The following is a 20,927-nucleotide window of genomic DNA, read 5'->3' on the forward strand; positions in this document are numbered from 1 at the left end:
TCATGCTCGTGCCTCCTCGGTGAGGACCGCGTCGCTGCGGTCCCGGTGCGTCGCGGCCCCCTGGCCGTAGACGTTCTGGTAGCGGTCGTACAGACGGTCGATCGCGGCCGGCTCGATGGGCAGCGGCTCGCCGAGCTGACGCGAGACGTGGACGGTCCGCGCGACCTCCTCGAGCATCACCGCGGCCTTCACCGCGGCCTTCGCGTCCGCACCGATCGTGAACGGGCCGTGGTTGCGCATCAGGACCGCGGGCGACCGGGACCCGGCGAGCGTGTCGACGATCCCCCGCCCGATCGAGTCGTCACCGATGACCGCGAACGGCCCGACAGGGATCGGGCCGCCGAACTCGTCGGCCATCATCGTCAGCACGCACGGGATCTCCTCGGCGCGCGCCGCCCAGGCCGTCGCGTACGTCGAGTGGGTGTGCACCACGCCCCCGACCTCCGGCATGCTCCGGTACACGTAGGCGTGCGCCGCGGTGTCCGACGACGGCGCCCCCGCGCCCTCGCCGCCCGGCACGAGGTTCCCCTCGAGGTCGCACACCACCATCGCCTCGGGCGTCAGCGCGTCGTACGTCACGCCCGACGGCTTGATGACCAGCAGGTCGTGCTCGCCCGGCCCGGTCGACGGGTCGACCACGACGCGCTGCGACACGTTGCCGGCCGTCCACACGACGAGGTCCCAGCGCGGCAGCTCGGCGTGCAGCGCGGCCACGGACTCCCGCGCTCGCGCGACGGCATCCTGCAGGTGCGGGTCAGAGAACATCGCCGGCCGTCCTCTCGATGGCGAGCCCGGCGCTGTAGCGCTCGAGGTAGGTGGCGTAGCCCCGGACGTCCTCGGGGTCCGGGTCGACGACGTCGAACGCGGCGTCCGCGAAGACCTCCGTCGCGAGGAACCGCTCGAGGTCCTGCGTCGCCGCGGCGTCCAGGAAGGACGCGAGCACCGCGATCCCCCACGCGCCGCCCTCGCCGGCGGACCGGCCCACCGCGACCGGGGCGTCCACGGCCGCGGCGAGCAGCCGCTGCGCCACCACCGCCGTCCGGAACAGGCCGCCGTGCGCGTAGAGCGCGTCGAGCCCGACTCCCTCCTCGTGCAGCACCCGCATGCCGAGGCTCAGCGTGCCGAACACCCCGTAGACCAGCGAGCGCGCCAGGTTCGCGAGCGTGAGGTGCGAGTCCGGCGTGCGCACGACGAGCGGGCGTCCCGCGTCGAGACCCGCGACGGGCTCCCCCGCCAGGTGGTTGTACGCCAGCACACCGCCACCGTCGGGGTCGCCCGCGAGGGCCTCGCGCAGCAGCACCCGGAACACCGCGTCGGCCTCGGTCTCGTGGCCGAGGGCCTCCGCGAACCGGTGGAACACGGCCGCCCAGGCGCCGAGCTCGCTCGCACCGTTGTTGCAGTGGACCATCGCGACCGGGTCACCCGCGGGCGTCGTCACCACGTCGATCTCCGGGTGGACGTGCTCGAGCGACTTCTCCAGCACGACCATCGCGAACACGCTCGTGCCGACGCTCACGTTCCCCGTGCGCGGCGCGACCGAGTGCGTCGCGACCATGCCCGTGCCCGCGTCGCCCTCGGGCGGGCAGAGCCGCACACCCGCCTGCAGCGTGCCGCTCGGGTCGAGCAGCGCCGCACCCTCCGCCGTGAGCCGACCGGCCTCCTGGCCCGCCGCCAGCACCTCGGGCAGCAGGTCGGCCAGCGGCGTCGTGAACCCGTGCGCGGCCAGCAGGACGTCAGCCTTCCCGAGCATCGTCGCGTCGTAGCCGAGCCGGTCCGGGTCCACCGGGAACATGCCCGACGCGTCGCCGACGCCCAGCGCGTGCCGCCCCGTCAGACGGTGGTGGACGTAGCCCGCGAGCGTCGTGAGGGACGCGATGCGTCCGACGTGCGCCTCGCGGTCCAGCACCGCCTGGTACAGGTGCGCGACCGACCAGCGCAGCGGGACGTTGTGCCCGAGGAGCTCCGTGAGCTGCGCGGCGGCCGGGCCCGTCGACGTGTTGCGCCACGTGCGGAACGGGACGAGCAGCGCGCCGTCCGCGTCGAGCGCGAGGTAGCCGTGCATCATCGCCGAGATGCCGAGCGCGCGGAACGTCGTGGGGCGGACGCCGTAGCGACGGTCCGTGTCCGCGAGCAGGTCCGCGACCGCGCCGGCGAGCCCCGCCCAGACGTCCTCGACCGCATAGGTCCAGCGTCCGTCGACGAGCTCGTTCTCCCAGGTGTGGCTGCCGGTCGCGACGACCGCGTGGTCCGGTCCGACGAGGCACGCCTTGATGCGGGTGGAGCCGAGCTCGATCCCCAGCGTCGTGGCGCCGGACTCCAGGAGGTCCCGGGTGCGCTCGTCGGCGACGTCCTGCGCGGCCCCCTGCCGCGTCGCGTGCCGCGTGCCCTTCTCGACCATCCTGAGCGTCCTCCTCGACCCTCTCCCCGGCGGCTGCGCCGGTCGGACGACTCCGTCCGTGTTAGCGCTCACATGAACGCCTGGTGAGGATGTTAGCGCTCACACAAGGTGGGGTGTCAACCCCTTCGGAGAACGTGACCGAACGGTGACCTCCCCGCCGCCCTCCGCAGGTGTCCCTCGCCTACGCGAGGTCGCTTCGCGTGCGCTGGAGCGCACGCGAAGGGCCGGAACGCACGCGGAGGACGGGCGCCGGAGATGGCAGGGCGGGGCGGTCCGGGGGCGACAGGCGGACGGGGACGCGGGCGCCGGCCGTTTCGCCCGCGCGTGCGTTTCGGTCCTTCGCGTGCGCCGAAACACACGCGAAGCGACCTTGCGTAGGCGACGGCGCGGCCACGAGGTCGCCGACAAACCGTCAGTCCTCGTCAGCGACCCAGAAGCATGTCGACGCCGTCCGGCCGAGCACCACGACCCCCGCGTCGAGCGTGTACTCCGTGGCGTCGGTCCAGGCACCGAGCCCCTCCCCCGGTGTGCTCAGGCCCCTCGGCGTTGACCGCGTACCGCGTACCCTCCGTCCCACAGGACCGGGCCAGCTCGCGCGCGACCTGCGCCGCCGGATCGTCGGCCAGGCGACGTTCCCGGTACGCGAGTCCGCGGCACAGCAGGTGCGTCAGGAACTGCTCGGCGCGGTGCGCACGCACCTCGGTCCAGCCGTCGCCGAGGGGTCGCAGGCCGAGCGAGCGAGCGACCACGTCGAAGTCCGTCGCGGGCGGCGCCTGGTACGCGAGCCAGACGCGTTCGGCCGGGAAGTCGCGCAGGAGCCGGAGCGTGGCGTCGGTCTGCATCACGCGGCACACCGTACCGGTGGCCACCGGCCCGGCTCCGCGTGCGTTCCGGCGCTTCGCGTGCGCCGGAGCGCACGCGAACCGACCTTGCGTAGGCGGCGGCGCACGGAGGGCGAGGCGGCGGGCGGCGCGGGACGACGACGACGGGTCAGCGGCGGCGCGGGACGCCGGTGCTCGCACGCGGGACGAGCGTCGGCCCGATGAGCCGGTTCCCGAGCGCGACGCCCTCGATCGCGTCGGCGAGCACCTCGAGGCACCGGCGCCCGAGCGACACGAACGGCTGACTCACGGTCGTGAGCGCGGGCACGAAGTACGCGGCGCCGGCGATGTCGTCGAACCCTGCGACGGACACGTCTCCGGGCACGGCGACCCCACGCTCCCAGAACGCCCGCAGGACGCCGAGGGCGAGCTGGTCGTTCGCGGCGAAGATCGCGCTCGGTCCTTCGCCGGCGACGATCGCGGGGACGAGCCGGCGCGCGGCCTCGTACCCGGACCGTGCGGTCCAGTCGCACCGGACGACGTCGGGCACGTTCCTGCCGCGGCCCTCGAGCGCCTGCCGCCAGCCGCGCTCGCGCTGCCGTGCGTCGAACCAGTCGGCCGGACCGGCGAGGTGCAGCACGGTCTCGTGTCCGAGGTCGAGCAGGTGCTCGGTGACGAGGACGGCCCCGCGCCGCTGGTCGACGGCGACCGGGATGGTCCCGGCGCGGTTCGGCTCGGCGTCGAGCGCGGCGATGAGGACGATCGGGAGGTCGGTCTCGATCGCCTCGACGGCCGCGGCGACGTCGTCCTGCGGCGCCACGACGACGATGCCCTCGACGCCCTGGTCCATGAAGTGGTCGAACACCTCGGCGAGGCGGGTGTGCTCGAACGTGCGCACGGACGCGAGCGACGCGAAGTACCCGTGCTCGCGGGCGGCCTCCTCGACGGCGCCCACGGTGCTCGCGGGCCCGTAGAGCGCCGAGCCGGTGGTGAGGATGCCGATGGTCCCGGTGCGCCGGGTCACGAGGGCGCGGGCGGCGCTGTTGCGCCGGTACCCGAGGCTGGCGATGGCCTGGGAGACCCGTTCGCGGGTCTCGGGCCGGACGCTCGGGTGGTCGTTCAGGACGCGCGACACGGTCTGGTGCGACACGCCCGCGACTGCCGCGACGTCCGCCATCGACGGTGGACGACGCGCGGCGGCGCTCCGGGTCCCGGTCGCGCCCGGCACGTCAGCTCTTCTCCGGGGCGAGCGAGCGGGCGAGCTCCTGCGAGCGGTCGTGCGCGGCGAGGAGCGCGTCGGCGAACGCGGCGCGGACGCCGGCCTGGTCGAGCCGGTGGAGCGCGCGGACGGTGGTGCCGCCGGGCGACGACACACGTTCGCGCAGGACGACGGGGTGCTCGCCGGTCTCCTGGAGCAGGCGGGCGGAGCCGAGGACGGTCCGGGTCGCGACCTCGAGGGCGGTGGCGCGGGTCAGGCCCAGCAGGACGCCGGCCTCGGCGAGCGCGTCGACGACGTAGAAGACGTAGGCGGGCCCGGAGCCGGACAGGGCGGAGATGGCGTCCTGGTCCTTCTCCGCGACCCGGACGACGAGGCCCGTCCCGGCGAGGAGGCGTTCGACGGTCGCGACCTGCTCGTCGGACGCGTGCGCCCCTGCGCTGACCGCGGTGACGCCCTCGCCGATCTGGGCGGGCGTGTTGGGCATGGTGCGGACGACGGCGGTCCCGTCGGGCAGGACGGCCTCGAACGCGGTGGTGGGCAGCCCGGCGACGACGCTCACGACGACGGCGTCGGGCTCGAGGGCGGGACCGATCTCGCGGAGCAGCGCGACGACGTCCTTGGGCTTGACGCCGACGAGCACGAGGCCGGCACCGCGGACCGCGGCGACGTTGTCGGTCGTGGTCTCCACACCGTGGGAGGCCTCGAGCTCGGAGGCCCGCTCGGCCCGCCGGACCGTCGCGACGACGTCGGACGGCTCCCAGTCCCCGCGCAGGGCTCCGGCGAGCACGGCCTCGCCCATCACCCCGGTTCCGAGGACGGCGAGGCGTGGGGTCGAGGTCATGGTGGGCTCCCAGCTCCAGAAGTTCGCTCACACCCAGGAAACACCAAGGGTGCGGGGGTCAGCGTACGGCGCGCGTGTCGGACCCGGCCCCTACCGTGGCCCGCGTGACGACGACCAGCGCCCGCGGGGCCGCCCGGAGCACCGCTCGGGCCACGACGAAGACCACCCGCCCGGCGTTCGCGTGCACGGAGTGCGGGTGGACGACGAGCAAGTGGGTGGGCCGCTGCGGCGAGTGCCAGGAGTGGGGGACGGTCCAGGAGGTCGGCGCGGCGGGGGTCGGCCCGCGCACGGCCGCGGTCGTCCCGACGCGGTCGACGGCGCGAGAGATCGCCGAGATCGAGGTCGAGGCGGCGCGGCACGCGCCGACAGGCGTCGGCGAGCTCGACCGGGTGCTGGGCGGTGGCCTCGTCCCGGGCGCGGTCGTCCTGCTCGCGGGCGAGCCCGGTGTGGGCAAGTCGACGCTGCTGCTCGAGGTCGCGGGCAACGTCGCGGGCACGCCGCGGGCGGACGGGCGTCCCCGCCGCGTCCTGTACGTCACGGGCGAGGAGTCGGCGGGACAGGTGCGGCTGCGGGCGGAGCGCACGGGCACCCTGTCCCCCGGCCTGCTGCTCGTCGCGGAGACGGACCTCGCGACCATCCTCGGGCACGTCGAGCAGGTCGACCCCGACCTGCTCGTCGTCGACTCGGTGCAGACGGTCGCGTCCGCCGAGGTGGAGGGGTCGCCGGGCGGCCCGAGCCAGGTCCGCGAGGTCGCGGGGGCGCTCATCACGGCGGCCAAGTCGCGCGACCTGCCGGTGGTGCTCGTCGGTCACGTCACGAAGGACGGCTCGGTCGCGGGCCCGCGCACCCTCGAGCACCTGGTCGACGTGGTGTGCCAGTTCGAGGGCGACCGGCACGCGCGCCTGCGCATGGTGCGGGCGGTCAAGAACCGGTACGGGCCGACGGACGAGGTCGGCTGCTTCGACCTGTCCGAGTCGGGGATCGTCGAGCTGCCCGACCCGAGCGGGCTGTTCCTCTCGACGGCCGGCCCCGACGTCCCGGGGTCGTGCCTCACGGTCGCGCTCGAGGGGCGCCGGCCGATGGTCCTCGAGGTGCAGGCGCTCGTCGCGCCGAGCGCGCTCGCCAACCCGCGCCGCGCGACGAGCGGTGTGGACTCGTCGCGGCTCGCGATGAACCTCGCGGTCCTGCACCGGCACGTCGGGCTCCGCATCGCCGACCAGGACGTCTACGTCTCGACGATCGGCGGGGCGCGCGCGTCCGAGCCGTCGGCCGACCTCGCGGTCGCGCTCGCGGTCGTCTCCGCGCGGGAGAGCAGCCCGCTGCCCCCGAAGACGGTGGTGTTCGGCGAGGTCGGACTCGCGGGCGACCTGCGGCCCGTCGTGGGTCTCGAGCGGCGGCTCGCCGAGGCGGTCCGCCTGGGCTACACGCACGCCGTGGTGCCCGCGGGGCGGCCAGGTGCGACGCCCGCCACCGGTCCGTCCGGCATCACGGTGCACCGGGTCGCGAGCCTGCGCGAGGCCGCGCACCTCGTGACCACCGGGCCGAGGTCCTGACGGAGTCGCCCGGACGGCCTGTTCTCCGGACCTTCCCAGTCCCCGCAGCGTAGGATTCGCACGTGGCGCCGACCCCCTCGACCTTCGACCAGAAGCTGCGTGACGTGCTGGCTGCCGTCGCGCCGGGCACGGCGCTGCGCGACGGTCTCGAGCGCATCCTCCGTGGCCGGACGGGCGCGCTCATCGTGCTCGGTCTCGACAAGACGGTCGAGTCGATCTGCTCGGGCGGTTTCGTGCTCGACGTCGGGTTCTCGGCGACGCGCCTGCGCGAGCTGTCGAAGATGGACGGCGCGGTGGTCCTCGACCGCGACGCGAACCGCATCCTGCGTGCGGCCGTCCAGCTCCTGCCGGACCCCACGATCGAGACGACCGAGTCGGGCACGCGCCACCGGACGGCCGAGCGCGTCGCCAAGCAGACGGGCTTCCCGGTGATCTCGGTGTCGCAGTCGATGCGGATCGTCGCGCTGTACGTCGGCAGCATGCGGCACGTGCTCGAGGACTCCGACACCATCCTGTCCCGCGCGAACCAGGCCCTCGCGACGCTCGAGCGGTACCGCTCGCGTCTCGACGAGGTCAGCGGCACGCTCTCCGCGCTCGAGATCGAGGACCTCGTGACGGTCCGCGACGTGTGCTCGGTCGTGCAGCGCCTCGAGATGGTCACCCGCATCGCGGACGAGATCGCGGGCTACGTCGTCGAGCTCGGCACCGACGGGCGCCTGCTCGCCCTGCAGCTCGACGAGCTCATCGGCGGCCTCGAGGCCGACCGCGACTCCGTCATCCGGGACTACGTCGAGCTCGGCAAGGGCCTCACCCTCGGCGCCGTCCAGGCCGAGCTCGCCCAGCTCGACTCGCAGGGGCTGCTCGACCTGCCCAGCATCGGGCGCGTCCTCGACCTCCCCGGTGCGGGCGACGCGCTCGACGCCGCCGTCGCCCCGCACGGCTACCGCCTCCTCAACAAGGTCCCGCGCCTGCCCGGGGCGATCGTCGAGCGGCTGGTCACGCACTTCGGCGGCCTGCAGAAGCTCCTCGCGGCGAGCGTCGACGACCTCATGGCCGTCGACGGGGTCGGCGAGCAGCGTGCCCGGGCCGTCCGCGAGGGCCTGTCCCGCCTCGCGGAGTCCAGCATCCTCGAGCGCTACGTCTGAGGCTCGCACCCTCGTCGACACCCGCCCGCTCCAGAGCACGACGAGCGCCGGAGTCCTCACCACCGGCCGTCCGGCACCGGCCGTCCGGCACCGTCCGTCCGTCCGCAGCGGCGGCACTCAGCCCTTCGACGACGGCTTCGACGACGGCTTCGGAGACGAGGACCCCGTCGCCTTCCCGGCGGCGCCCTTCGTCGTCTCGGACGATCTCGTCGGCGTCGCGGCCGGTTCGTCGGCCGTGCCCGTGCCGGTCGGTGGCGTGGTCACGGCCGGTGCGGGGGCCGGCTTGGGCGCGAGCGTGAACGCGACGGGGTCGGACGTCACCCCGAGCACGGTGACCGCGACGCGGAACGTCCCCACCTGCTCCTCGCCGAGACCGGTGGCGCACCCCTTCACGGACCGTTCGCGGTGCCACGTCACGGTGGCGGTGTCCACGTCGCCCGGTCCGAGCAGCAGGAGACGCTGGTCGGAGGCGCAGTCCGCGGACGACCACACGTGCGCCACGTCGCCGGCCTTCTGCTTCGACGCGGTGCCGGTCGTCGTCGGGGTCGCGGTCGCCTCGCCCTGGCGCGGCTTCGTCCCGGACGACGGCGTGGCCGTCGAGGCCGTGCCACCCGACGGGGTGGCCGACGCGTCCGTCACGACGACGGCGCGCGCGTCGTTCCCGGCGTCGACGACGCACGGTCCGTCGCCGACGTTGCGGACCGTGACCCGGAACGCGACGTCGGACCCCCAGGCGACGGTCGTGGGCGTGGGCGTGACGGACGCCTCGACGTCCCGCGCGGCGCAGTCGCCGATCGGACCGGTCGGGGTGGGCGACGCGGTCGGCGTCTCGGTGACCACCACGACGGGCTGCTCTCCCCCGCCGCCGAGCGCGGACGAGATCCCCGGCACGGCGGCCTTGACCCCGACGACCAGCACCCCGACGACCAGCACGAGCACCACGAGCGCGACGGCCCGGCGCACCCAGAACACGCGCCGTCGGTCCCGGCGGCTCGGCGGCCGACGACTACCGCCGCCGCCGGTTCGCGCCGCGCCCGTCGGACGCTTCGGGGTGACCGGCCGTGCTGCCGGACGACCGGAGCCCGACGCGGTGGACGTCGTGCGCGCGGTCCCGCGCTGCCCCGCGGGAGGCGTGCGACGGCCGTTCGCCTGTCCCGGTGCGTCGCGTCGGGGACGCGGCGACGGGTCACGACGTTCGGTCACGCAGGCCTCCTCGGGGATGTGTGGCACCAACCTACGGCGCGCGACCACCCACGCTCCCCAGGCGCGCCCGCGACGGGGCGCACTGGTGACGGCCCACGGGTGCGGTGCGTCGTCCCGCACAATGTGCGGGTGCCGATCCTCACCGACCCGCTTGCTGCTGCGCACGACGTCGCCACCCTCCGCGACGCGGTGGTCGCGTGGTTCGAGGACGCAGCCCGCGACCTCCCGTGGCGTCGCCCGGACCGGACGGCGTGGGGCGTCCTGGTGAGCGAGGTGATGCTCCAGCAGACGCCGGTGGTGCGGGTCGAGCCGGTGTGGCGCGCGTGGATGCTGCGCTGGCCGACGCCCGCGGACCTGGCGGCGGCGTCGACCGCGGACGTGCTGCGCGCGTGGGACCGCCTCGGCTACCCGCGCCGCGCGCTGCGGCTGCAGGAGTGCGCGCGGGCGGTCGTCGCGCGGCACGGTGGCGCGGTGCCGGACGACGAGGACGCCCTGCTCGCCCTGCCCGGCGTCGGCGAGTACACCGCGGCGGCGGTGCGGGCGTTCGCGTTCGGGCGCCGGTCGGTGGTCGTGGACACGAACGTGCGACGGGTCCTGGCCCGCACGCTCACGGGGACGGCGTTGCCGGAGCCGTCGTACACGGCGGCGGAGCGGGCGCTGGCGCAGGCGGTCGCGCCCGCGGACGACGACGCCTCGGCACGCTGGGCCGCCGCGTCGATGGAGCTGGGCGCGCTGGTGTGCACGGCCCGGGCACCGCGGTGCGCGTCGTGCCCGGTGCGGTCGTCGTGCGCGTGGCGGGCCGCGGGCCACCCGCCGGACGAGCTGGCGCACCGGCGTCGCGGGCAGGCCTGGCACGGCACGGACCGGCAGGTGCGGGGCCGTGTCATGGCGCTGCTGCGGGAGGCGTCCGACCCGGTGGACCGGGAGCGTCTGCTGCTCGTGACGGACGACCGCGCGCAGGCGGACCGGTGCCTCGCAGGGCTCGTGGAGGACGGGCTGGTCGAGCCGTCGGAGACCGACCCGGACCTCTTCGCGCTGCCCGCCTGACGAGCCTCAGAGCTCCAGGAGCATCCGCGAGTTGCCGAGGGTGTTGGGCTTGACCCGTGCGAGGTCGAGGAACTCCGCGACGCCGTCGTCGTGGGAGCGCAGCAGCTCGGCGTACACGTCGGGCGGCACGGGCGTCCCCTCGATCTCGTGGAACCCGTGGCGCTCGAAGAACGCGACCTCGAACGTCAGGCAGAACACGCGGGAGAGACCGAGCGCGCGGGCGCGGTCGAGCAGCGCCTCGACGAGGAGGTGTCCGGTCCCGGTGCCGCGGTGCGTGGGGGCGACGGCGAGGGTGCGGATCTCGGCGAGGTCGTCCCACATGACGTGCAGGGCGCCGCAACCGACGACCTGCGGGGCGCCGGTGGTGCCGGCGTCGGCGACGACGAACTCCTGCACGGCCTCGTAGTAGCCGACCATCTCCTTGGCGAGCAAGATCCGCTGCTCGGCGTACGGGCCGACGAGGTCGCGGATCGTGCGGACGTCGGCGGGCAGGGCGGGGCGGACGCGGGGCGCGGGGGTGGGTGCCACGTCGTCACTGTAACCACGCGACAGGCCGCCGGCATATCGATTCCGCCTGTCGCATATTTGCACGGCGTCCTCGCAGGGAGCCGCGTCAGCCCGGGTACCGGTCGACGTACGCGTGCGCGGTGAGCTCGTCCACGACGAGGTGGGTGACGACGCCGGCCTCCAGCGCCCCGCGCAGCGGCTCGACCTTGTTGTCTCCGGCCACGACGCACACGCGGCGCGCGATGCGCCGGAGCTGCGCGGGGTTCGGACCGGTCGCCCGCTCGTTGAGCGGGATGTCGGAGTAGGTGCCGTCGGCGCGCAGGAACACCGTGCACACGTCGCCGACGACACCCTCGGCGTCGAGGGTCTGGACGTCCTCGGGCTCGAGGTATCCCGCGGAGTACACGTGGCTCGGCAGGCCGCCCGCGAGCGCCCCGACCGAGAAGAGGGCGATGTCGCACCGGGCCTGCATCTCGAGCACGCCGCGCACGGACCGCTCTCGCCACATGGCGTCGCGGGTCTCGGCGTAGTCGAAGAACGCGGGGACGGGGAAGTAGTAGAGCTCGGCGTCGAAGGCGGCACCGAACGCCTCGACGAGCGCGCCCGCGTACTCGATGCCGCTGGACCGCCGGTTGCCGGCGCCGTTGAGCTGGACGACCGCGCTCCCCCGGGTGGGTTTGGTGGGGAGCTCGGCCGCGATCGCCGCGAGCGTGGTCCCCCACGCGACCCCGAGGACCATGCCCGAGTCGAACCACGAGCCGACGAGACGCGCGGCGGTGCGGGCGACCTGCGCGAGGCGTTCGTCCTCGGTGGTGAGGTCGGGCACGGGGACGACGTGCACCTCGATGCCGTACGGGTCGCCGACCTGGTGTGCCAGGCCGGGGACGCGGTGCTCCGGGGACCGGAGCGTGATCTCGACGATCCCCGTCTCCCGCGCGCGCTTGACCAGGCGCGACACGGTGGACCGCGACGTGCCGAGGTGTCGGGCGATCGTCTCCATGGTGAGGTCCTGGAGGTAGTACATCGACGCGGCGCGGACCATGTCGGCGTCACGCCCGTAGCTGTCGATCCTCGCGTCGTTCCGCACGCCGCCGTCTCTGCCCATGACACCAGTGTGCACGTTTGTGCACTCGCATTGCGCGTCCGTGCCGGTTGTGTTGCCCTGGTGAAGACCGCCGCTCGACGAGGAGGACCCATGAGCTCCAGCCGGCTCACCAGCGACTCGCGCCGACGCGCCCTCGAGGCGCTCGCCGCAAGCACCACCCCGCACCACGAGATCGACGTCCTGGTCGTCGGCGGAGGCGTCACCGGCGCGGGCATCGCGCTCGACGCCGCGACCCGCGGACTGTCGACGGTGGTCGTCGAGGCGCAGGACTGGGCGGCGGGCACGTCGAGCTGGTCCAGCAAGCTCGTGCACGGCGGCCTGCGGTACCTGCAGATGCTCGACTTCCACCTGGTGCACGAGGCGCTCACCGAGCGCGACCGGCTCATCAGCTTCGTCGCCCCGCACCTCGTGCGCCCCGTCGCCTTCCTCTACCCGCTCACGCACCCGGTGTGGGAGCGCGCGTACGTCGGCTCGGGCGTCGCGCTCTACGACGCTCTCGCGAGCCTCGCGCCGGGGCGCCGCGCGCTCCCGTTCCACCGGCACCTCAGCCGCGCCGGAATGACCCGCAAGTTCCCCGACCTCGCGCACGACGCCGCGGTCGGCGCGATCCAGTACTACGACGCGTCCGTCGACGACGCCCGGCTGGTCACCACGCTCGTGCGGACCGCCGCGTCCTACGGCGCGCACGCCGCGTCGCGCACCCAGGTCGTCGGCCTCGTCAAGAACTCGACCGGCACCGTGACCGGCGCGAAGGTGCTCGACCTCGAGACCGGCGAGGAGATCGACGTCCGCGCCCGGCACGTCATCAACGCGACCGGCGTGTGGACCGAGCAGACCGAGAGCCTCGCGGGCGACGAGGGCGGCCTGCGCGTGCTCGCGTCCAAGGGCGTCCACCTGGTCGTCCCGCGCGAGCGCATCCACGGCAAGGTCGGCCTGATCCTCCAGACCGAGAAGTCCGTGCTGTTCGTCATCCCGTGGTCCCGCTACTGGATCATCGGGACGACCGACACCCCCTGGACCCTCGACCCGCAGCACCCCGTCGCCACGGCGGCCGACATCGACTACGTCCTCGAGCACGCCAACGCGGTGCTGTCGCACCCGCTCACCCGCGACGACGTCATCGGCACGTACGCCGGCCTGCGCCCGCTGCTGCAGCCCGGCACGAAGGAGGGCACGGCGTCGCAGAAGGTGTCGCGCGAGCACACCGTCGCCTCCCCCGTCCCCGGCCTGACCGTCATCGCGGGCGGCAAGCTCACCACGTACCGCGTCATGGCCGAGGACGCCGTCGACTTCGCGATCGGCGCCGACCGTGCGTCCGGGCTGCCGTCGATCACCGACCGCATCCAGCTCCTCGGCGCCGAGGGCCTCGAGGCCGTCCGACGCCAGTCGCGCACCTACGCGAACACGTACGGCTGGTCGCCCGCGATCGTCGACCACCTGCTGCACCGGTACGGGTCGATGCTGCGCGACCTCGTCGACGCGTGCGTCGAGGACCCGAGCCTCGCCAAGCCGCTCGAGCACGCGCCCGCGTACCTGCGGGCCGAGATCGCGTACGCGGTCACGCACGAGGGCGCGCTCCACCTCGACGACGTCCTCATGCGGCGCACGCGCCTCGACTACGAGGTCGAGGACGCCGGGCTCGGCGCGCTCGACGAGATCGCCGACATCGTCGCCGGGATCCTCGGCTGGGACGAAGCCACCAAGGAGCAGGAGAAGGAGGCCTACCGCTCGCGCGTCGCCGCCGTCGAGGCCGCCGCGCAGCAGCCTGACGACGACGCGGCGGAACGGGTCCGCGACGCGGCACACGACGAGCTGCGCCCCATGCGCGACCTCTCGGCGGGCTGAGGCGCGCCGAACTGAAGAGAGCTCCACGGCCGGCTCCGCCCAGGGGACCGGGCGGCCGTGGCACCCCGCAGCGACGGCGCTGCGGGCACACGTGACAGCGATGTCAGAACGAGAAACGGAGACACCGACATGGCCGGTCAGATCTTCTGGTCCGAGACCATCGGCACCGCAATCCTGATCCTCCTCGGTGCGGGCGTGGTGGCGAACGTCATCCTGCCGAAGACCAAGGGTTTCGGGGGCGGTTGGCTGCTGATCAACTTCGGGTGGGGCCTCGCGGTCTTCGCCGGCGTCTACGCCGCGTGGAAGTCCGGTGCCCACCTCAACCCCGCCGTGACGGTCGGGGTCTGGGCGAGCGGGGCGGACGAGTTCGTCCCCGGCTTCGCCGTGAACTTCGGGCACATGCTCGTCTACTTCGGCGGGGAGCTCCTCGGCGCGTTCATCGGCGCCGTGCTCGCCTTCCTCGCCTACAAGAAGCACTTCGACGAGGACGCCGAACCGGCCGTCAAGCTGGGCGTCTTCTCCACCGGGCCGGAGCTGCGCTCCTACGCCTGGAACTTCATCACCGAGGTGCTCGCGACGTTCGTGCTCGTGTACTTCGTGGTGGTGTCGGGCCAGACCAAGGGCTCGGCGCTCGGCCCGCTCGCGGTCGCGCTCATCGTGGTCGGCATCGGCGCCTCGCTCGGTGGCCCGACGGGGTACGCGATCAACCCGGCTCGTGACCTCGCACCCCGCATCGCGCACGCGATCCTCCCCATCAAGGGCAAGGGCTCGAGCGACTGGGGCTACGCCTGGGTGCCGGTCCTCGGCCCGCTCGTCGGCGGCGTCCTCGCCGGCCTGCTGAGCCAGGCGACCATCTGACGGTCCGTGACGGCAGGTCGGGTGCCCGCGCAGGGCACACGAGCACCCGGCCCGCCGTCTGCACCGCCTCCACCGACGAAGGTACGAACGAAGGACTGAGAGAGAACCATGGCTGACTACGTCCTCGCCATCGACCAGGGCACCACGAGCTCCCGAGCGATCGTCTTCGACCACGGCGGCACCATCGTCGCCGTCGGGCAGCTCGAGCACGACCAGATCTTCCCGAAGGCCGGGTGGGTCGAGCACAACCCGGAGCAGATCTGGAACAACATCCGTGAGGTCGTGGGGATCGCCCTGACCCGCGCCAACATCACGAAGGACGACCTCGCGGCCGTCGGCATCACCAACCAGCGCGAGACCGCGGTCGTCTGGGACAAGACGACCGGCAAGCCCGTCTACAACGCGATCGTCTGGCAGGACACCCGCACGCAGAAGATCGTCGACCAGCTCGGCGGGTCCGAGGGTGCCGACAAGTACAAGGCGAAGGTGGGCCTCCCCCTCGCCACCTACTTCTCGGGCCCGAAGGTCAAGTGGATCCTCGACAACGTCGAGGGCGCCCGCGACGCGGCCGAGAAGGGTGACCTGCTGTTCGGCAACACCGACACGTGGACGCTGTGGAACCTCACCGGCGGCGTCGACGGCGGCGTGCACGTCACCGACGTGACCAACGCGTCGCGCACCATGCTCATGGACCTCGACACGCTCCAGTGGGACGAGTCCATCGCGAGCGACATGGGCATCCCGCTGTCGATGCTGCCCGAGATCCGGTCGTCGTCCGAGGTGTACGGGAACGGGCGCAAGCACGGGATGCTCGACGGGGTCCCGATCGCCGGCATCCTCGGCGACCAGCAGGCCGCGACGTTCGGACAGGCGTGCTTCGAGGTCGGGACGGCCAAGAACACGTACGGGACCGGCAACTTCATGCTCCTCAACACGGGCACCGAGAAGGTCCCGTCGAAGAACGGGCTGCTGACCACCGTCTGCTACAAGATCGGCGACCAGGCGCCCGTGTACGCGCTCGAGGGGTCGATCGCCGTGACGGGCTCGCTCGTCCAGTGGCTGCGCGACAACCTCGGCATGTTCACCGACGCACCCGACATCGAGTGGCTCGCCCACAAGGTCGACGACAACGGCGGCGCGTACTTCGTCCCGGCCTTCTCCGGCCTGTTCGCGCCGTACTGGCGGCCCGACGCGCGCGGCGCGCTCGTCGGCCTCACCCGGTACGTCAACCGCAACCACATCGCCCGGGCGGCCCTGGAGGCCACGGCCTTCCAGACGCGCGAGGTGCTCGACGCGATGAACGCCGACTCGGGCGTCGACCTCACCGAGCTCAAGGTGGACGGCGGCATGACCGCCAACGACCTGCTCATGCAGTTCCAGGCCGACCAGCTGGGCGTGCCCGTCGTCCGTCCGAAGGTCGCGGAGACGACGGCGCTCGGCGCCGCGTACGCCGCAGGCATCGCGGTCGGCTTCTGGTCCGGCGAGCAGGACGTCATCGACAACTGGGCCGAGGACAAGCGCTGGACGCCCGACGTCGACCAGGGCGAGCGCGAGCGGCTCTACCGCAACTGGAAGAAGGCCGTGTCGAAGACCCTCGACTGGGTCGACGACGACGTCGAGCAGTAGCCCGCACCCGCCGAGGCGCACGTTTCCCCCCTCATCCACGCCGGATGAGGGGGGAAACGTGCGCCTCGGCGGCGTCAGGCGGACGGCGCGTGGCGGGTCAGGAACTGGTAGACGTCGGTCTGGTCCACGCCCGGGAACGCGCCGGTCGGCAGCGGGCCGAACACGTGCTGGCGCATGCGGGCGCTGGGCCACGACGCCCCGCCCCACCGCGCGAGCAGCTCCTTCGAGGGGCGCCGGCAGCACGCGTCGTCGGGGCAGGTGGACGTGCGCCGGACGCTCGTGTCGCGCCCGCGGAACCACTTGGAGTGGGCGAACGGCACCCCGATGGTGACGGTGAACCCCCCGGACGCGGCCGACGCGGCCTGGGTCGAGCACCAGTACGTGCCGACGGGGGTGTCGCTGTACTGGTACCACTCGGTGGTCCGGTCGGCGCCGTGCAGCGCGGCGCGCGCGCCGAACCACCGGCACACCGGCTGGCCCTCGATCGCGCCGGTGACGTCGGCGCGCAGCGGGACGCCGTCGTTCTCGTAGCCGCGGTAGAGGGAGCCGTCCTCCTGGACGCGCAGGAAGTGGCAGGGCAGCCCGAGCACCTCGGTCGCGAGGTTGGTGAAGCGGCGCGCGGCAGCCTCGTGGGTCACGCCGAACGCGTCGCGGAAGTCCTCGACGGCGAGGTCGCGCTCGCGCTTGCGGTCCTCGAGCCAGGGCGCGGCGGCGAAGCGCGGCACGAGGCACGCAGCGGCGAAGTAGTTGATGTCGCTGCGCTGGTCGAGGAACTCCGCGTACGAGGCGGGGCGCTCGTGCCCGAGGACGCGGTGCGCGATGGCCTGCAGGGCGAGCGACCGCAGCCCGTGCCCGCCGGGGATGGACGACGCGGGCAGGTAGATGCGGCCGTTCTGGAGGTCGGTGACGGTCCGCGTGGTGGGCGGCAGGTCGTTCACGTGGACGAGCTCGAACCCGAGCTGGGACGCCATGACGGCGACCGTGCGGTGCGTCAGCGCCCCGACCGTGTACCCGGCCTTGCGGACGAGGTCCTCGGCGAGGTCCTCGACGCCCGGCAGGTAGTTGTTGCGCGCCTGCATGCCGAGGCGCTGGGCGGTGTTGGCGCGGCGCGCCTCCTCCGGGGTCGAGATGGACTCCGACTCGCGGCGGGCGAGCTCGCCGTGCAGCCCGACGAGCGACTCGAGGACCGGCCCGGGCAGCTTGGTGCTGACCTTGACGGACGGCAGGCCGAGCGCGGCGTAGGCGGGGCGCCGCTGGGCGCGGTCCAGCTCGATCTCGAGCGCGTCGCGACGGCTGGGCGCCTCGTCGGCGAGCAGGCTCGCGACCCCGACGCCGAGCGCCTCGGCGATCCCCTGGAGGAGCGAGAGGCGCGGCTCGCGGCGCCCGTTCTCGATCTGGGAGAGCTGGCTGGGTGCGGCGCCGACCGCGTCGCCGAGGGCGTCGAGCGTGAGGCCGCGGGAGGTCCGCGCGTGGCGGATGCGGCGGCCGAGGAGGAGCGGGTCGGTGGCCATGGCTTCACGCTACGTGAAGATCGACAATTCTTTCACTCGGGTCGACACGAAATTCGGCCCTGCGGCCGCGCAACCTGGAGCAGTGGCGGGCGCGAGGACGGGTCCGCCACACCGTCCCTGCCGCCCAGCCGACCCCACCCGGTACTCCGGGCCCGACCACCGAGGTGACCCGATGGCCATGACCGCGAACCCGCTCCGCACCCGACTGCCGCACCCCGAGGTCCCGTCCGCCCCCTACCTGCAGCCCGTCCCGGAGGCCGCGCAGGGCACGCGCGGCTCCGACGGCACGGCGTTCGCGCGCCCGGGCCGCACCGCCACGACGGCGGCAGCGACCTGGGTCGAGAGGATCGCGGACCTCACCCGGCCCGACGACGTCGTGTGGGTCGACGGCACCGACGCGTGGCGCCGCCGCCTCGTCGACACGCTCGTCGAGGCGGGGACGCTGTTCCCGCTCAACCCGGAGCTGCGGCCCGGCAGCTACCTCGCGCGCTCCCACCCGGACGACGTCGCGCGCATCGAGTCGCGCACCTTCATCTGCTCGGAGCGCGAGCAGGACGCCGGACCGACGAACAACTGGCGCGAGCCCGCGACCATGCGGGCCGTGCTGCGCGGGGCGTTCGCCGGCTCGATGCACGGTCGGACGATGTACGTCGTGCCGTTCTCGATGGGCCCGGTCGGCGGCCCCCTGTCGCGCCTCGGCATCCAGGTCACCGACTCCGCGTACGCCGCCCTGAGCATGCTCACCATGACCCGCGTCGGGCCGGACGTCCTGCGCCGCGTCGCGGACGGCGAGGAGTTCGTCCCCGCCGTCCACTCGGTCGGGATGCCGCTCGTGGACGACGCCGGCGAGGCGCTCGACGACGTCGCCTGGCCCTGCAGCGAGACCAAGTACGTCGTGCACTTCCCCGAGTCGCGCGAGATCTGGTCCTACGGCTCGGGCTACGGCGGCAACGCCCTCCTGGGCAAGAAGTGCTTCGCGCTCCGCATCGCGTCGGCGATGGCCCGCGACGAGGGCTGGCTCGCCGAGCACATGCTGCTCGTCCGCGTCACGACGCCCGAGGGCCGCCGCTACCACGTGGCTGCGGCGTTCCCGTCGGCGTGCGGCAAGACGAACCTCGCGATGCTGCGCCCGACGCTCCCCGGCTGGCAGGTCGAGACGCTCGGCGACGACATCGTCTGGATGCGTCCCGACGCCGACGGCCGCCTGCGCGCCATCAACCCGGAGGCGGGCTTCTTCGGTGTCGCCCCGGGGACGGGCGAGTCGACCAACCCCGCGGCGATCGCGACGCTGCGCCGCGACGTGATCTTCACGAACGTCGCGCTGACCGACGACGGGGACGTGTGGTGGGAGGGGCTGACCGACGAGACGCCCGAGCACCTCGTCGACTGGCGCGGCGAGGACTGGACGCCCGCGGACGGCGCCGCCGGACGCCCCGCCGCGCACCCGAACTCGCGCTTCACCGTCGCGGCGGACCAGTGCCCCACCATCGCCGACGACTGGGACTCTCCCGAGGGCGTCCCGGTCGACGCGATCGTGTTCGGCGGGCGCCGCGCGACGAACGTCCCGCTCGTCGCGCAGGCGTTCTCGTGGGAGCACGGCGTGTTCCTCGGCGCGACCATCTCGTCCGAGCGGACCGCGGCCGCGGAGGGGACGGTCGGCGAGCTGCGCCGCGACCCGTTCGCGATGCTCCCGTTCGCCGGCTACAACATGGCGGACCACTGGGCGCACTGGCTCGAGGTCGGCCAGGCCCTCGACCCGCAGACGCGCCCCAAGGTGTTCCAGGTGAACTGGTTCCGCAAGGGCGACGACGGGTCGTTCCTGTGGCCCGGCTTCGGGGAGAACTCACGCGTCGTGGCCTGGCTGGTCCGCCAGGTCGAGCGGTCGCGGGCCGTGCGCCTGGACCGCGGCGCCGAGCCGTCCGCGGTCGGACTCGTGCCGCTGGACGGCGCGCTCGACGTCGACGGGCTGGACCTCGCGGACGGCGCCCTCGACGACCTGTTCGCGGTCGACGTCGAGCGGTGGCTCACGGAGTGCGACCTCACCGAGCAGTTCTTCGACACGTTCGGCGACCGCGTCCCGGCCGCGCTGCGCGAGCAGCTCGCGTCCCTGCGCGCGCGACTGACGGCCGGCCCGCGCGACTGATCCGCCGGGCCCCACGCGCTCCGGGTCCATCGCGCGGGAGCGCCCTCAGCGACCGACGCTGAGGGCGCTCGCGCGCGGCCGCGCGAGCAGCGCCTGCGCCGTCTCGTGGTCCACGACGAGGTCGGTCGCGCTGCGGGCGAGCAGCGCGGCGTGCACGGGCGCCACCTTCGCGGTTCCGGTCGCGACAAGCATGCGCCGCGGGATCCTGCGCAGGTCCTTGAGCGGCAGGCCCGTGGACCGCTCGTTGAGGGAGAGCCGGTCCGACGTGCCGTCCGCGCGGACGAAGATCGACCCGACGTCCCCGACGACACCCTCTTCGCGGAGCTCCGCGACGTCCGTGCGCTCGAGGTACCCGGCGCGGTACAAATGGCTCGGCACCTCACCGGCGATCGTCCCGACGGAGAACAGGGCGACGTCCGCACGGCGCTGCAGCGCGAGCACGCGCCGGATCGAACGCTCCTCCCACATCGCATGGCGCGTGCTCGCCCGGTCGAAGAACGCCGGCACGGGGAAATGGTGCACCTCGGCGTCGAACGCCGCACCGAACAGGTCGATGATCCCGGACGCGTACTCGATCCCCGACGTGAACGTGTTCCCCGAGCCGTTGAGCTGGACGACGTGCGACCCGTGCGTGGCGCGGGGTGCGACGTGCCGGGCGATCGCGGACACGGTCGTGCCCCACGGCACCACGAGCGTCATGTCGGACCCGAACAGGTCGCGCAGGCGCTCGGCGCCGACGACCGCGACCGCCTCGAGGCGCTGGAGCTCGGACTGGTCGGCTTCCGTCACGACGACGGACGCGGCCACGCCGTAGCGCGCCGTGACCCGCTGGGCCAGCTCGTTGACGTTGACGTCGCGGTGCACGGTGACGTCGACGATGCCCTCGGCGCGGGCCTGCGTGAGCATGCGTGAGATCGTCGAGCGCGAGAGGCCGGTGATCCGCGCCACCTCCTGCATGGTGCGGTGGTCCAGGTGGTAGAGCTCTGCGACCCGGACCAGGGTGCGCCTCCGCTCAGCAGTGGACGCCATCGCCGCCTCTCTCACGGTCGGACCGCGGCCCCGGGCCGCGGTGCAGCTGCGCGCCCATTGTCCCGACACGGGTCGG

17 protein-coding genes are annotated in these 20,927 nt (G+C 73.7%); 7 read left to right on the forward strand and 10 right to left on the reverse strand.

What is annotated here, in order from left to right; all coding sequences use genetic code 11:
* From CLV34_RS04435 to proC, 5 genes are all read right to left on the reverse strand, one after another.
* Positions 1-765 (reverse strand): L-ribulose-5-phosphate 4-epimerase, encoded by a 765-nt coding sequence (locus CLV34_RS04435; protein ID WP_100348968.1) that lies wholly within the window; start codon positions 763-765, stop codon positions 1-3.
* Positions 755-2,398: a xylulokinase gene (locus CLV34_RS04440; protein ID WP_100348969.1), complete on the reverse strand. Its 1,644-nt coding sequence runs from the start codon at positions 2,396-2,398 to the stop codon at positions 755-757. The genes CLV34_RS04435 and CLV34_RS04440 overlap by 11 nt, the downstream gene beginning before the upstream one ends.
* Before the next feature lie 422 nt (positions 2,399-2,820).
* A complete protein-coding gene (locus tag CLV34_RS16285; protein WP_157803692.1) occupies positions 2,821-3,243 on the reverse strand; it encodes a hypothetical protein in 423 nt (140 codons plus the stop codon).
* 145 nt (positions 3,244-3,388) lie between these two features.
* Entirely contained in the window at positions 3,389-4,447 is a 1,059-nt protein-coding gene (locus tag CLV34_RS04450) for a LacI family DNA-binding transcriptional regulator (RefSeq protein WP_342747197.1), read from the reverse strand.
* 1 nt (position 4,448) lies between these two features.
* Positions 4,449-5,279 carry a pyrroline-5-carboxylate reductase gene (proC, locus tag CLV34_RS04455; RefSeq protein ID WP_100348970.1) on the reverse strand — a complete coding sequence of 277 codons (831 nt, stop codon included), beginning with the start codon at positions 5,277-5,279 and terminating at the stop codon, positions 4,449-4,451.
* A gap of 104 nt (positions 5,280-5,383) precedes the next feature.
* On the opposite strand from proC, the gene radA reads away from it, so the two are divergent.
* Positions 5,384-6,832 carry a DNA repair protein RadA gene (gene radA / locus CLV34_RS04460; protein ID WP_245858970.1) on the forward strand — a complete coding sequence of 483 codons (1,449 nt, stop codon included), beginning with the start codon at positions 5,384-5,386 and terminating at the stop codon, positions 6,830-6,832.
* A 62-nt stretch (positions 6,833-6,894) separates the two neighbouring features.
* Positions 6,895-7,977: a DNA integrity scanning diadenylate cyclase DisA gene (disA, locus tag CLV34_RS04465; protein ID WP_100348972.1), complete on the forward strand. Its 1,083-nt coding sequence runs from the start codon at positions 6,895-6,897 to the stop codon at positions 7,975-7,977.
* Between the two features lie 117 nt (positions 7,978-8,094).
* Here disA and CLV34_RS04470 read toward each other — a convergent pair whose 3' ends face one another.
* A complete protein-coding gene (locus CLV34_RS04470; RefSeq protein ID WP_100348973.1) occupies positions 8,095-8,949 on the reverse strand; it encodes a hypothetical protein in 855 nt (284 codons plus the stop codon).
* Between the two features lie 360 nt (positions 8,950-9,309).
* On the opposite strand from CLV34_RS04470, the gene CLV34_RS04475 reads away from it, so the two are divergent.
* The gene (locus CLV34_RS04475) at positions 9,310-10,227 is read left to right on the forward strand and encodes an HhH-GPD family protein (RefSeq protein ID WP_100348974.1); all 918 of its coding nucleotides are present in this window, start codon (positions 9,310-9,312) and stop codon (positions 10,225-10,227) included.
* 6 nt (positions 10,228-10,233) lie between these two features.
* Here the strand turns inward: CLV34_RS04475 and CLV34_RS04480 are convergent, their stop codons facing one another.
* Positions 10,234-10,755: an amino-acid N-acetyltransferase gene (locus CLV34_RS04480; protein ID WP_100348975.1), complete on the reverse strand. Its 522-nt coding sequence runs from the start codon at positions 10,753-10,755 to the stop codon at positions 10,234-10,236.
* An 85-nt stretch (positions 10,756-10,840) separates the two neighbouring features.
* A complete protein-coding gene (locus CLV34_RS04485) occupies positions 10,841-11,839 on the reverse strand; it encodes a sugar-binding transcriptional regulator (protein ID WP_100348976.1) in 999 nt (332 codons plus the stop codon).
* A 90-nt stretch (positions 11,840-11,929) separates the two neighbouring features.
* Between CLV34_RS04485 and CLV34_RS04490 the strand changes: the two genes are divergently transcribed.
* The 3 genes from CLV34_RS04490 to glpK all read left to right on the forward strand — a co-directional run bounded on the left by CLV34_RS04490 (position 11,930) and on the right by glpK (position 16,168).
* Positions 11,930-13,684, forward strand: a complete 1,755-nt coding sequence (locus CLV34_RS04490) for a glycerol-3-phosphate dehydrogenase/oxidase (protein ID WP_100348977.1) — start codon at positions 11,930-11,932, stop codon at positions 13,682-13,684.
* A 129-nt stretch (positions 13,685-13,813) separates the two neighbouring features.
* Complete coding sequence (locus CLV34_RS04495; protein ID WP_100348978.1) at positions 13,814-14,542, forward strand: MIP/aquaporin family protein; 729 nt, start codon at positions 13,814-13,816, stop codon at positions 14,540-14,542.
* A 108-nt stretch (positions 14,543-14,650) separates the two neighbouring features.
* Positions 14,651-16,168, forward strand: coding sequence for a glycerol kinase GlpK (gene glpK / locus CLV34_RS04500; RefSeq protein WP_100348979.1), 1,518 nt, complete (start codon positions 14,651-14,653; stop codon positions 16,166-16,168).
* A 74-nt stretch (positions 16,169-16,242) separates the two neighbouring features.
* Here glpK and CLV34_RS04505 read toward each other — a convergent pair whose 3' ends face one another.
* Positions 16,243-17,679 carry a helix-turn-helix domain-containing protein gene (locus CLV34_RS04505; protein WP_100348980.1) on the reverse strand — a complete coding sequence of 479 codons (1,437 nt, stop codon included), beginning with the start codon at positions 17,677-17,679 and terminating at the stop codon, positions 16,243-16,245.
* 172 nt (positions 17,680-17,851) lie between these two features.
* On the opposite strand from CLV34_RS04505, the gene CLV34_RS04510 reads away from it, so the two are divergent.
* Positions 17,852-19,822: a phosphoenolpyruvate carboxykinase (GTP) gene (locus CLV34_RS04510; protein WP_100348981.1), complete on the forward strand. Its 1,971-nt coding sequence runs from the start codon at positions 17,852-17,854 to the stop codon at positions 19,820-19,822.
* A 45-nt stretch (positions 19,823-19,867) separates the two neighbouring features.
* Here the strand turns inward: CLV34_RS04510 and CLV34_RS04515 are convergent, their stop codons facing one another.
* Positions 19,868-20,851, reverse strand: coding sequence for a sugar-binding transcriptional regulator (locus CLV34_RS04515; protein WP_100348982.1), 984 nt, complete (start codon positions 20,849-20,851; stop codon positions 19,868-19,870).
* Positions 20,852-20,927: the final 76 nt, after the last annotated feature.

Origin of the sequence: Luteimicrobium subarcticum (assembly GCF_002798015.1) — a bacterium.
GTDB lineage: Bacteria > Actinomycetota > Actinomycetes > Actinomycetales > Cellulomonadaceae > Luteimicrobium > Luteimicrobium subarcticum.